Source organism: Streptococcus mitis, from assembly GCF_003942765.1.
GTDB lineage: Bacteria > Bacillota > Bacilli > Lactobacillales > Streptococcaceae > Streptococcus > Streptococcus mitis_BE.
The window spans coordinates 379,784-393,009 of sequence record NZ_RJNW01000001.1; the positions used below are offsets into that span (position 1 = coordinate 379,784).

The 13,226-nt window shown below is 41.1% G+C and carries 13 protein-coding genes and 2 tRNA genes; 2 read left to right on the forward strand and 13 right to left on the reverse strand.

The window, feature by feature from the left end:
* Positions 1–6: 6 nt before the first annotated feature.
* Entirely contained in the window at positions 7–1,149 is a 1,143-nt protein-coding gene (locus D8849_RS01940) for a cysteine desulfurase family protein (protein WP_125386021.1), read from the reverse strand.
* Positions 1,150–1,287: 138 nt separating this feature from the next.
* On the opposite strand from D8849_RS01940, the gene D8849_RS01945 reads away from it, so the two are divergent.
* Complete coding sequence (locus tag D8849_RS01945) at positions 1,288–1,719, forward strand: DUF6556 family protein (RefSeq protein ID WP_024057333.1); 432 nt, start codon at positions 1,288–1,290, stop codon at positions 1,717–1,719.
* Positions 1,720–1,763: 44 nt separating this feature from the next.
* Here D8849_RS01945 and D8849_RS01950 read toward each other — a convergent pair whose 3' ends face one another.
* The 4 genes from D8849_RS01950 to D8849_RS01965 all read right to left on the reverse strand — a co-directional run bounded on the left by D8849_RS01950 (position 1,764) and on the right by D8849_RS01965 (position 7,753).
* Complete coding sequence (locus D8849_RS01950; protein WP_125386022.1) at positions 1,764–4,067, reverse strand: DNA translocase FtsK; 2,304 nt, start codon at positions 4,065–4,067, stop codon at positions 1,764–1,766.
* 88 nt (positions 4,068–4,155) lie between these two features.
* On the reverse strand, positions 4,156–6,108 hold the full coding sequence (locus tag D8849_RS01955) for a fructose-specific PTS transporter subunit EIIC (RefSeq protein WP_125386023.1): 1,953 nt from the start codon (positions 6,106–6,108) through the stop codon (positions 4,156–4,158).
* Positions 6,105–7,016 carry a 1-phosphofructokinase gene (pfkB, locus tag D8849_RS01960; protein ID WP_125386024.1) on the reverse strand — a complete coding sequence of 304 codons (912 nt, stop codon included), beginning with the start codon at positions 7,014–7,016 and terminating at the stop codon, positions 6,105–6,107. Before pfkB ends, D8849_RS01955 begins: the two co-directional genes overlap by 4 nt.
* Positions 7,013–7,753, reverse strand: a complete 741-nt coding sequence (locus D8849_RS01965; RefSeq protein ID WP_125386025.1) for a DeoR/GlpR family DNA-binding transcription regulator — start codon at positions 7,751–7,753, stop codon at positions 7,013–7,015. Before D8849_RS01965 ends, pfkB begins: the two co-directional genes overlap by 4 nt.
* Before the next feature lie 161 nt (positions 7,754–7,914).
* Between D8849_RS01965 and D8849_RS01970 the strand changes: the two genes are divergently transcribed.
* Positions 7,915–8,002 (forward strand) — tRNA-Ser (locus D8849_RS01970).
* Between the two features lie 114 nt (positions 8,003–8,116).
* Here D8849_RS01970 and D8849_RS01975 read toward each other — a convergent pair.
* The 8 genes from D8849_RS01975 to D8849_RS02015 form a co-directional block, all read right to left on the reverse strand.
* Entirely contained in the window at positions 8,117–9,040 is a 924-nt protein-coding gene (locus D8849_RS01975) for a hypothetical protein (RefSeq protein WP_125386026.1), read from the reverse strand.
* Between the two features lie 78 nt (positions 9,041–9,118).
* Positions 9,119–9,206: transfer RNA gene (locus D8849_RS01980), tRNA-Ser, on the reverse strand.
* 953 nt (positions 9,207–10,159) lie between these two features.
* Positions 10,160–11,026: a CHAP domain-containing protein gene (locus D8849_RS01990; RefSeq protein WP_125386028.1), complete on the reverse strand. Its 867-nt coding sequence runs from the start codon at positions 11,024–11,026 to the stop codon at positions 10,160–10,162.
* Entirely contained in the window at positions 11,019–11,363 is a 345-nt protein-coding gene (locus tag D8849_RS01995) for a phage holin (protein ID WP_125386029.1), read from the reverse strand. Before D8849_RS01995 ends, D8849_RS01990 begins: the two co-directional genes overlap by 8 nt.
* A 14-nt stretch (positions 11,364–11,377) precedes the next feature.
* Positions 11,378–12,094: a hypothetical protein gene (locus tag D8849_RS02000; protein WP_125386030.1), complete on the reverse strand. Its 717-nt coding sequence runs from the start codon at positions 12,092–12,094 to the stop codon at positions 11,378–11,380.
* Positions 12,095–12,099: 5 nt separating this feature from the next.
* Entirely contained in the window at positions 12,100–12,420 is a 321-nt protein-coding gene (locus D8849_RS02005) for a hypothetical protein (RefSeq protein WP_125386031.1), read from the reverse strand.
* 6 nt (positions 12,421–12,426) lie between these two features.
* On the reverse strand, positions 12,427–12,915 hold the full coding sequence (locus D8849_RS02010) for a hypothetical protein (RefSeq protein WP_125386032.1): 489 nt from the start codon (positions 12,913–12,915) through the stop codon (positions 12,427–12,429).
* Positions 12,916–12,925: 10 nt separating this feature from the next.
* Complete coding sequence (locus tag D8849_RS02015; RefSeq protein ID WP_125386033.1) at positions 12,926–13,225, reverse strand: hypothetical protein; 300 nt, start codon at positions 13,223–13,225, stop codon at positions 12,926–12,928.
* Position 13,226 lies beyond the last annotated feature (1 nt).

A 13,226-nucleotide genomic window follows, 5' to 3' on the forward strand; every position in this document is an offset into this window, starting at 1 on the left:
ATGCTCCTATCTTACTTTTCTAGTTTGATTGTAAATCAATTTTAACTTGGTCAAAAACTGCTCAATCTGACTCATATCATTTTCAAGGTCTAGGCTTAAACGTACAGCTGACTGGGCCTTATCCTTGTCCACTCCCATGGCAATCAAAGTCCCTGCAGGCTTCCCTGCCTTGGATGAACAAGCAGAGGTCGTTGAGATGAAAATATCATAGTCTTCAAAGGCATGAACAATGACTTCACCGCGAACACCCTTGATTCCAAAAGTCAGAATATGAGGGGCAAAGTCTTCCTCATCTGAAAAGACAAAAATATCTGGATAGTCCAGAAGGGCTTGGCGAATCACTGCCTTCATCTGCCCAGTCTTGCTAGTAAAGAAACCTAGCTTTTCCATAGACAAACGGAGAGCCTTGGCTGTCGCTGCAATTCCTGCCACATTTTCAGTTGTTGAACGATAATCACGCTCCTGACCACCACCAGTCAACAGAGGCGTAATCTTCTTGCCAGACTTGATATAGACAAATCCAACACCTCGAACTCCGTGAAACTTGTGACTAGAGAAAGTCGCAAAATCCACTCGTTCTGTCAGATACTTTTCAGTCGGAATCTTGGCAAGTGCCTGAACCGCATCAACGTGGAAGGAAATAGTTGGCTTGTCTGCCAATAGTTCTGAAATAGCTTGAATAGGTTGAATCGAGCCGATTTCATTGTTCACAGCCATGACGGAAACGAGGGTCGTATCAGGTCTTATCAAATCTGATAACGCTTCAACATCTACAAATCCTTTGTTATCAACTGGAGCAAAATCTACTTCAAATCCTTGACTTTTCAACCAGAGGGCTGACTCTTTGACTGCCGGATGTTCAATGGCTGATACAATGATGTGTTTTCCAAACTGAGCCTTTTCAAAGGTCACACCCTTGATGACCCAGTTATCTCCTTCTGTCCCACCAGAAGTAAAGAAGATTTCATCGCTTTTCTTACCGATTAAATCTGCAATCTGTTGGCGAGAAGCATCTAAGATTCGTGTTGCCTGGTCTCCCAAACGATGGAGACTAGATGGATTTCCTAAAATTTTTGAAGCGACCTGCATATAAGTTTCAAGGGCTTCAGGATAGGGCTTGGTCGTCGCCGAATTATCAAAGTAAATCATGTTTTCTCACGCTTTCTAAAATCACTCCTTCTATTGTATCATGAAACGGAGTCTGCGACAAGAAAGGGCAATTCCTCTTTTTTTAAGATTTTTTTAAAGAAATGCGGTATAATAAATTTTAATTAAAGGAGAGAATATATGTCTAATTATCGTAGAACTTCAAAACCAAAAACAGAACACATCAAAAAAGGCTTTACGGTCTTTCAAAAAACTGTTGCCACTATCGGTAGTATCCTTGGCTTAATTACTGCAAGTATCACTATCATGAACGCCTTGGATAATAATAAAAATACTAAAAAAGAACCTACGACAAGCCAGACGACAACAATTGTCAAAGAAATTCAAAAGGAATCCCCTCAGGAAAACACTAGTCCCAATAAGGAAAATAACACTTCTCAAGAAAAAACACAGCAAGAGGAAACACCAAAATCTAGCGTCAAGGAAGAGAAAAAAGAAGAGCAGAAAGCAGCAACTCAGGATTCTTCTACTCCTACTCCAAGTAAACCTGCCGCTGATAATGAAAAACAGTCCAATAATACTCCAACTTCAGAAAATAAAAGTAATCAATAGCCAGTAAAATAGCTTCCCTCCAAACTTGGAAAGAAGCTATTTTTTTATTGTTGTAAAACTTTTCTTGGTTTGGTACCTTCAGCTGGACCAATGACACCTGCCATCTCAAGCTCTTCCATAAGGCGAGTCGCACGGTTAAATCCAACTGACAAACGACGCTGAATCATAGAGGCGCTGGCTTTCTGAGTTTCGATTACCAAAGCCTTGGCTTCTTCAAAGAGCGGATCACCACCAGATTCACCATCTGAAAATTCTCCGTCATTTTCAGAAACCTCACCTGGATCAAAACTCTCATCGTAGTCCGCATCTGCCTGAGCCTTAATGAAGTTTACGATGCGCTCGACATCATCATCCGAGATAAAGGATCCTTGCAGACGAACTGGATGATTTTCATCAATCGGTTTAAAGAGCATGTCTCCTCGACCAAGTAGTTTCTCAGCTCCATTTTCATCTAAAATAGTACGGGAATCTGTTCCTGATGAAACTGCGAAAGCGACACGAGAAGGAACATTGGCCTTGATCAGACCAGAGATGACATCAACGGATGGACGCTGGGTTGCAAGAATCATGTGGATACCTGCAGCACGCGCCTTCTGTCCGAGACGAATGATAGCATCTTCCACTTCCTTGCTGGCTACCATCATGAGGTCAGCCAACTCATCCACAATCACGACAATGAGCGGTAGCGGAACCTGCTTGTACTCAGACTGGGCATTGAACTCTTCTACCTTGGCATTAAAACCTGCAATATTCCGAACTCCCACCTTGGCAAAGAGTTCATAACGATTTTCCATTTCATCCACGACCTTTTGCAAAGCCTTGCTAGCCTTACGTGGATTGGTCACAACTGGAATCAAGAGGTGGGGAATGTCATTGTAAACAGACAACTCAACCATCTTAGGGTCCACCATCATAAACTTGACCTGGTCGGGTCTTGCTTTCATCAGAATGCTAGCGATAATGCCGTTAACCGCTACTGACTTCCCTGAACCCGTTGAACCTGCAACTAGCAAGTGGGGCATTTTAGAAAGGTCAAAAGCTCTTGCGGTGCCATTAACAGCCTTTCCTAAAGGAATTTCCAAGAGATTTTCTGCTTTTGTTTGAGATTGTTCCCATAGTTCGCGGAAAGATACAGTCGCAATCTCAGAGTTGGGTACTTCGATTCCGACTAGGGATTTCCCTGGGATAGGTGCTTCAATCCGGACATCCTTGGCCGCCAAGGCTAGAGCGAGGTCATCTGCGAGATTGGAGATGCGGTTGACCCTTACACCCACTGCTGGCTTGACTTCATACTTGGTCACTGATGGCCCAATTTCGGCCCGTTCAACTGTTACCTTGATACCGAAGCTAGCAAAGGTTTCTTCTAGGATTTTGATATTTTCCCGAACGATTTTCTTCTCTTTAGACTGGTCTTTTGGTTTATCTGGGGCAAAGAGTTGTATGCTTGGAAGTTTGTATTCAAGAGCCTCCTTGGCTGAAAAATCAACTTGTACATCTTCATCATCAAAAACCTCCTCATGTTCAGGGAATTCATGTTCAGCTTGAGGCAGGATGATTTCTGGTTCTACCCACTCTTCTTCCGGAACAGGTGGAACGTCAAGCACAACATCTTCTGTCAGAATTTCACCCGTTTCCATATCAACAGGAGGCATATCGAGTAAGGCTTTTTCAGCCTCTTCTTTTTCTAATCTAGCCTCTTGCTCAGCCTTTTGACGAGCTTTTTCTTCTTGTTTGACAAAGCGTTCCTCTTTTCGACGCTCATGCCCTTCCCGCCACTTGGCAAAGCCTCTACTGAAAAATTCAGCAATATCGTAAACAGACCAAGGACTGACTAGGAGAGCACCAACTAAAATCAAGATAGAACCAATAAAGTAAGTACCGATATTTGAGAAGAGAAAGGCTGTTGGCACATAGAGTCCAACACCAATCAAGCCTCCACCAGCAAAACTGGTCGTTCGAAAACCAGTCAGATCAGTCACAACCTGAGCCATGGTCCCTTTTAATACCGACTTGTCCAAACCATATTTCCAAACCAAATAGGCCTCAAAAATCAAGAGCAAACCTGCAAATATGGTGAAAAATCCAGATAGGAGCCCTTCCTGTTTTCGTATCCACTTGAAGAAGAAGAGATAGAGCAGGATACCAAATATTGCCAGATAAGCTAGGCTACCCACCAGCAAGCGAATTAAATTGTAAAGGGTGATACCTGCAGCCCCTAATTTAAAGGCTGCGAAAATCAATAAAAGGGCGATTCCCAACGAAATCAACATTCGTTGAATCGCTTCTTTTCTTTCGAGTTCTGCTTTAGACGGTCTCCGTCTTGTTTTACTTGTATTCTTGTTTGCCATTCTTCTATTATACCATATTTCACAGTCATTTCGGAAAGAGAAAAAGACTGCACCAAACGGTCCAATCTTTTTATTTTCTATCTAAGTTTTATGCTTGTGGTTTGCGTAGGTAACCATAGACTACACCACTTACGATTGCTCCTACCAAGACATAAACGAGGTAAAGGAGAGCATTTGAAGTAAGGGCGATAACGAAGATTCCTCCGTGTGGCGCCATGAGTTTGATACCAGTAAGACCAACAAGGCCGCCTGCTACTGCTGAACCAAGAATGAAGCTTGGAATCGCACGAGCTGGGTCAGCGGCACCAAATGGAATCGCTCCCTCAGTAATAAATGACAAGCCCATGATGATGTTGGTCAAACCAGAGTTGCGTTCTTCCTTAGTAAATTTATCTTTGAAAAGAAGAGTTGCGACAAAGATTGCAAGTGGTGGCACCATTCCTCCAGCCATAACTGCTGCCATAGCCACAGAACCACCTGAAGAAACAGTTGCTGCGAGCGTACCTGTACCAAAGACATAGGCAGCTTTGTTAACTGGTCCACCCATGTCGACAGCCATCATTCCTCCAAGAACAATACCAAGAAGGACAGCTGAACCTCCTCCAAGACCGCCTAGGAAGTCATTCATAGCAGTGTTGATTGCTGCCATTGGGATGTTAACAGCTAGCATAACAAATCCAGTCAAGATTGTTCCAAGAAGTGGCAAAAGAAGGATTGATTTAGCACCTTCAAGTGAACGAGGAACTTTAACGTATTTCTTGATAGCAAGAACCAAAGCACCTGCGATAAATCCACCCACAAGGGCACCTAGGAAACCAGATGAGACACCTGCAAGAGTTGACGTTGCTTCACCACCTGCTGCATAAGGGATTTTCCCAAAGGCAAACCCTTCTTTGGCAATAGCACCAGCCACGAAACCTGCTACCAAACCTGGTTTTTCAGCAATAGAATAGGCAACATAACCTGCAAAGACTGGAAGCATCAAACCAAAGGCAGCTCCACCAATTTTCATGAACATAGAAGCTAGCTCATGGTAGGAACCAAGATTGCCAAGGTTTTCATTTGGAACACCCAAAGCACCGTCAATCAAGAAGGCAAGGGCAATCATGATACCACCACCGATAACGAATGGCAACATTTGGGATACACCACTCATCAAGTGTTTGTAGAAGGCACCACCAAGGCTTTGTTTTTCGTTAGAGGCTGTTGCAGCTTTGCCTCCATTAGCAGCACGGTAGACTTCAGCATCTCCTGAAATAGCCAAGTTAATCAGCTCTTCTGTTTTACGGATACCGTCAGCAACTGGACGATTGATCAATGGTTTGCCATCGAAACGATCCATTTCAACAGCCTTGTCTGCTGCGATAATAACCGCTTTAGCCTTACGGATGTCTTCAGCAGTTAGTTGGTTACCAACACCGCTAGCACCATTGGTTTCGACCTTTATACCAACACCCATTTCAGCAGCCACTTTTTGAAGGGCTTCTTGGGCCATGTAAGTGTGGGCAATACCTGTCGTACAAGCTGTAACAGCCACGATAAAGTCACCAGAGTCATTAGCAGGTGCTTGAACAGGCTCTTCAGTTTTTTCGGAAGCTTTGTCAAAAAGTTCAATGACTTGGTCAGCTGATATTACTTGACGAAGTTTGTCTGCAAAACCGTCTTTCATCAAGTATTGAGACAATTCTGCCAAGGCTGCTAAATGAGTGTCATTAGCACCTTCTGGAGCCGCAATCATGAAGAAGAGATCAGTTGCTTGTCCATCCAAACTCTCATAATCAACACCCTTATTTGACTTAGCAAAGAGAACTGTAGCTTCTTTGACAGCAACGTTTTTGCTGTGAGGCATTGCGATTCCATCACCCAAACCAGTAGAAGTGAGTGCTTCACGCGCTAAGATGCCTTCTTTAAAGATTTCAAAATCTGTCACATAACCGTGGTCTGTCAAACTTTTAATCATCTCGTCGATGACAGCTGTTTTTTCAGTCGCCTGCAAATCCAGCAACATAACATCTTTTCTCAATAGGTCTTGAATTTTCATCGTTTTTCTACCTCAACTTTTTCATATGTTTCTTTAATAAATTCTGCTGTTGCCAAGTCATCTGAGAAGGTCGTTGCTGTTCCACAAGCAACTCCCCATTTGAAGGCTTCTACTGCGTCTTTTGATTTGACAAATTCACCTGTAAATCCAGCGACCATAGAATCACCAGCCCCCACTGAATTTTTCACTGTTCCCTTAATAGGTTTTGCAAAGTATGCTCCCTCAGATGTGACAAGAAGGGCACCATCACCTGCCATAGAGATAATCACGTTTTGAGCACCTTTAGCCAGCAATTCTCGAGCATATTTTTCAATTTCATCTAAACTTTCGAGTTTAACCCCAAAAATCGCTCCAAGTTCATGATTGTTTGGTTTGACCAAAAGTGGCTGGTAGTCCAAACTATCAATCAAGGTCTGACCTTCAAAGTCACAAACCACTTGCGCACCCGTCTGACGTGTCAAGGCAATCAAATCCTTGTAGATAACATTTCCTAGGTTTTTAGCACTTGAACCAGCAAAGACAACTGTATCTTCTGCTGTTAAACTAGACAAAATAGCTTTCAATTCTTCTAGCTGGGCTGGCTCGACATTTGGACCAGTCCCGTTGATTTCTGTCTCTTGGTCTGCTTTAATCTTGACATTGATACGAGTATCTTCTGCCACTTGGACAAAACGTGTCTCGATTTCTTCATCAGCCAGAGTATCTGTGATAAATTTACCAGTAAAGCCACCGATAAATCCCGTCGCTGTATTTGGAATATCTAAGCGCTTCAAGACACGACTGACATTGATTCCTTTCCCACCAGCAAACTTATCATCACTACCCATTCGATTGACACTACCGACTTGGACTTGGTCCAAACGAACGATATAGTCAATGGATGGATTGAGTGTGACTGTATAAATCATACTTCTATTACCTCCGTTTTCTCCTTAATAATCTGCAAGAGCTCATGCCCTTGACTTGTGATAACAATAGCTCGTTTGAGTGGTGCTACCTTGGCAAAGCAAGTTTGTCCAATTTTAGACGAATCCACCAAGACATAGGTCTGTTTGGCGTTTTCCAAAATAGCACGCTTCACAGCTCCCTCCTCCATATCAGGAGTCGTATAATAACCATCGTCCACACCATTCATCCCGATAAAAGCACGGTCAAAGTGCAATTGGTTAATCTGATTAAGAGCAACGCCCCCGATGCTAGCATCTGTTGCCATCTTGACACTTCCTCCAACCATGACAGTTGGAATCTGCTTTTCAACCAACTGTGCAGCATGGTGAATCGAGTTGGTCACGACTGTAACATTCTTATTGACCAATTCATGAATCAAAAAAGCAGTTGTTGTTCCAGCATCGATAAAGATGACATCTTGTTCCTTGATGAGAGAGGCTGCTTTCTGAGCCAGCAACTTCTTCTCTTGAAGGTTTTTGACAGATTTTTCTTGAATGGTTTCTTCTTCCTGCAAGGAATGGGGCAATTCTGCTCCACCATGCACGCGACGAAGCTTGTTTTCCGCTTCCAACTCATCCAAGTCTCTTCGAACCGTTGATTCTGACGTTTCTAACAAACTAACTAATTTCTCTAGAGAAACTACATGATGTTGATTTAACTCCTCTAAAATCAGTTGTTTCCGCTCTGTTTTTAACACTGAATCACCTCCTGTTATCGTTTACACTATTCATTCTATCACACTTTCTTTCAAAGTCAAGCATTTTTTATCATTTTCTTTCAAAATCTATCATTTTTCTTATTTCTAGAATTTTTATTGCAAGATAAGAGGCTTTATGATAGACTATTTAAGTAAGTATTGGAAGATTACTCAAGAGGCTTAAGAGGCCGTGTTGGAAACGCGGTAGGCGTGTAACAGCGTGCGTGGGTTCGAATCCCATGTCTTCCGTAGAAAAGAAAAATTATTTCTAGGATGCAACAAATGTTGTATCTTTTTTACTAATAAAACGAAATAAAGCAAGTAGCTATTATGAACTACTTGCTTTACTTTTTAAACTAATTATCAGATACTACTTTTATCTTTTTTATCTGAAGATTTATCTGTTGAGTTGCCTGTCGATTTATCACTAGATTTTCCTTTGTCGTTAGATTTTGAAACATTGCTTCTGACAACAGTATCATAACCTTCTGTATTATCAATTAACTCGGTTGCTAGAGTACGATAATCCTCTTGAGAAATAAGCCAGTTGCCATCCTTATCTTTGGTTAATTTGATTTCAGTATCAAAATCTCCAGTAGTAAATGGTGTATACGCTAAGTTAGGGTCAACATCGTTATAGATAGTAAAATCATGCCTAAACAGATGCTCAAAAATCCAGTATGAAATTAATGTTTGGTATCGTTTAATATCAACATTTGATCCCGCAGTATTGTACTTACCTAAGTTGTCAATCCCTCCAATTAGAGTAGTTAAAACGTCTCTTGTTGAAGAAGCCAAGCCCTTAGAATGCAACTTTTTAGATGTAAAAGTTACAGTAGCTGAACTCCCTGATTCGTCTAACTTAACATCTTTAATAGAGTAAGAACCAATCTCTTGGAACATTTTTCGTCTTACTTTTAAGAAACCAGTAATTGTTTCTTCTGGTGTTTCAATAGGGAAATCAGCATGCCATTGAACAGAATAGGTAGAGGCTGGTGTAAGACCATCATCTTTTACCTTTTCACTAGTTTGAACCGCAAATACTGCCTCAGTCCATTTTTCATAGGTTTCGCCGTAAATCTTTTTGAACTTAGCAATATCAGTAGTCAAAACTGCATCTAATAAAGTTTCAGCATCTTTTGTAACTTTTTCTTTGACTGATTCTTCTTTCTTATCAGTTTGTTCGGTTTTGTCAGAATTCGCCCCTGACTGACTCGGAACTGAAGAACAAGCACCTAAGACAACGGCTGACAGCGCTAAAATACCAAGCAACTTAACTTTTTTCATAATATACCTCTTTATAAAATTTACTCTTGGAGAAAGTCCCTAAGAGTGTTTATTTAGAAAATCTCAAGATTATTCTAACGGAGAATGAGGGATTCGAACCCTCGCGCCAGTTACCCGACCTAACGATTTAGCAAACCGTCCTCTTCAGCCTCTTGAGTAATTCTCCAAAAATAAAAATACTAGAACGATTGGATTTATCAAACCTAACATCACGAATAAACATCATTTTTTGTTTATTTAATTTTTAACCGCTTCCCCTTGTATTTTAAAGTAAATACTCTATCAACCAAGATAAAGTATCTAAGTCTATATTCAAAAATTTTTTAAACATCGTACTCAATTATACCCAATGTTCAAATTCAAGAATCATTTCAAAACTATGTTACATAGCCTCTTTTTCTGGATAATTGTTCTTTTTGAAAATCAAACACAACATTACAATAAATCCACAATATACAATCATTATATCATTCAGGGAGATAAAAATCGGTATATTTTTTAATTTGTTATGTCTAATTTTTGAACGTTAAGTTCATTTTTTTAGTTTTTATAAAGAACTTCAAAATAAAAAACGTTGATTTAACAACGTTTTACCAAGGAATGCAAAGGAATAATGGAGCCGGTGGGAGTCTCTGAAACATTATTAAATCAAGCTATATTTAATTTTATAACTCCTTTTATAACTCTTTAACAAAAAACGCGATCACTCACTGTTTTTATTTTTAACAAAACACCGTTTTTGACAATAATGCCCTGCCATACACCCTCCCTATTCTTCAAGAAAGCGTTTTTTTGAACAATAGGATTATGATTTTGGTTTCTAATCGTTCAAAATGCGTGTTTTTGCAAAATAGAAATACAAGTTCTAATTTTGTTAACGTCAACAAAACTGGCAACCAAGCGCTTTATAAAGTTATTTGTTGATTTCGACAAGTCAATTTCAGAGCAAAATAAAGATATTCAAGCGAAAAAGAACACTCCTAACCCTATATCTATAAATGTTTTTCAGGAATTTCAAGCGATTATCAAGCGTATTTTTGGGCAAACAAAAAACCGCAAGCCTTAGCCTGCGGTGAAAGAACATTTTAGAAAGTTTTCCTTTCATTTTATTTTTTGAAATTATTTAGTGGTGATCAAGCCATCTGGCTCAACATTGAAGCTTTCTTTTTCGGCCAAGCGACCATCTTCAAGCATGAGGTAGTAGCCTCCGCTGTAAGGGACGAATGCATTCGATACCATGTCGCCATTCTCTGAATTGAGGTAATACCACTTCTCGTAGTATTTAACCCAGCCGGTCTGCATAGCACCGTCTGCATTGAAATAGTACCATTTGCCATTGATCTTCTTCCAACCGCTATTCGCCATGTAGCCATCTTTGTCAAACCAGTACCACTTACCATCTGTATGAAGTAGCCATTGATTCTCATACATATAGCCGTTTTCGTTGAAGTAGAACCAATTCCCATCAACTGCTTCAAATTTAGCGGTTGGATATGAGCCGTCTTTACGACGCAACCACCAGCCAGTGTCATCATGCTTCCAGCCTGATTCATCCTCTTCAGGTGGCACGATATACCCCACAATCGAATCAACAGAGCGCTCGTTGTAGCGACAAGGCCCACCAACTTCAAGATAGTCCCAGTTCCCGTCTATATTCTGCTCGATTGTCTTAATGGTAGAACCGTCTGAGTCCTCATATACAAGACCAGTATGACCGTAGTTCACACCATCACCTGCTACGAAGTTCTTAACGAAGAACCAGCCAGCCTTAGGGTATTGAGCGCCATATACAACTTGTAAGCCTGCTGATTCTGCAGACCGTAGCAAGTCGATAGCGTTACCCCATAGACGAGTACCGAAATACTCGTAGATTCCATAGCACGTCACATCAGCGCACTGGTAGCCGTACATTTTATCATAGTCAACCCCAGTACCTGCATCAGCGTGAGCCATGAGGTCGTTAATCATATCTTGTTTCTTAGACATTAGCATCATCTCCTTTCCAAGCGTCGTTCATCTGCTTCACTGCTGACTCGACAAATGTATCGAGGTCACGATCAGTCATGCTGATGTTGTATTTTGTAAGTTCAGCACGGATTTTATCACGAGCTTGCTCCAGCTTTTCATCACCTTTGTAGCCTGTTTCAGCTGCTACCTGCTCTACGGCGTTGACTGCGTTCTTAGCAAGGATTTCAGCGATTTTTACAGCTTTCTCTCCGCCTTTTCGCAAAAGGTAGTCTTTTACTGCTTTCACGATATTTCCTACTGCTACTGCTAAAAAGCCTGTAGCAAAAGCGATAATAAGTTCATTAAATTGTGTCATATGTTTTTCCTTTCTTATGGTAATTGTGTAGGCCAAGGCTCATCTGTCAAGTATGAGATGGCGCTTACACGGATATCTCCGATATCTTTGTTTGTTGGGATGTCTTCGTTAAATGTGAATTGAATGAAATTTAAGTCAGATTTACCGCCTAAATACCAAATTCCATAAGGTCTCCCCTTATCGTCATAAATTGGTCCTACAAGTGAAGTTTCACTTCTAAAGCCTTCGGGAATTCCGTTAGGATAAGTAAGTTTAGCCCCTTTGTCTCCACTGCTGTTGTGTCTTACAAATCCAGGTCCACCTCGTCTACCTACTCCAAACCAACCCCATTGAAGACCTCCGAATTGATAAGTAACAAGATTGTTTACTCGTCTGATTTTAATGAACGAGTTGCCTGCTCTAGAGACACTGTTTAACGTTTTCCAACCAGTATCACCAATCAAAACACGCCAACCCGTATTGCCATTGCCGCTCTCTTTAATCCATTTAAGTGCACCATTCGTCACTGCGGTATCTACATAGGTAGTCCCGATTTCCGCAACGATACGGCCTTCTGGTGAGCCTGTACCACGGATTTCATGCCCTACGTTTTCAGGAAGCGGTAGCGTTACCCTGTTACCCCCGACAATGCCGAGGGTATTTTCAGTTAGAGTTAATTTTGGGCTTAGTTTTTGGTTCAGCACCTTCACATCATGACCAACCGCTTTAGCAAATTCCTCTAAATTACTCATGGCTATCACGCTTTCGCAGCGTTATAGGTTGCGACCAAGTCGAGATTAGCAAAATCATCAATACGACGGCCCAGGTCAGCCAGTTTTTGCACCACTGCGCCTTCAGTATCGCCACTTATGCTGGCAATCTTCTCAGCAATCTCTTTAAGCGTATCAAGATTTTCAGGGACTCCATCGCCTAGAATATCAGCCTTAACTGCTGTTTTAGCCTGCTCGATAGCCTGCATTAACGTAGCGTTGTCAATCTTTGTATTGATCAACTGCATCATTGCCTTGTTATCCGCTCCAACTGCAGAAGCGAATGCAATCAATTTACTTGTATCCATAATTTCCTATACCTTTCCTAAGTTATAAAACGTTAGCAAGTCAGGAAATTCCTGACCTACTGTGCCATCGCTACCTACAGACCTACCTGCAAGTTGTTTTTTTACTTCTTCTGCTATATCCAGCTCCTTAAGAGCATGAACTTCCTCTGTGACCAGGTTCTTATCCGATTCTGTGATTCGAATTTGAGTCGAGTCGTCACTGGGGAATGTATATCCACCAACACTTACCTCGATTCGATATAAGCCAGCAGGTAAAATCATACCTAGATTAAAACCAACTGCGCCATTTGTCACGACTGCCGTCTTGCGTAATTGCTCCGAACCTTTCATCAACGTTCTCGTCAACGTGATAGATGCCTCTTGTCCTTCAAGATGTGGAATCGGATCATGATTTTCATCAAGTAAAGAAAAGGCAAATGTGGAAGCCACATCGCCTTGTTTAACTAAAAAACCACCGTCGAACTGTTCCAAATTAGTTGTGTTTAGTTTTCGCATCTAAACCTCCTCAATTTGCCCCTTCGATTTCATCCATGCGATCATTCATGCGAACCATCTCTTTTTGAATACCACCGATTTCGTGAGTAATTGCGCTCAATTTTTCTGTCGTCCTTTCAAGATGGTTCATCAAGCGGTCTTCCCGTTTATTTGAATTTATTTTTGATTGCTCATACAAATCCATAATCTTTTTCTCTCTCTTATCAGATGTTCTGATTAAGTATCGAATTACAAATAAGAAGAGCATGATAAATAAAATCGCCCAAGCAAATTGGCTTTGAGCGATTTTTTCAGCTTCTACAATTGTCATT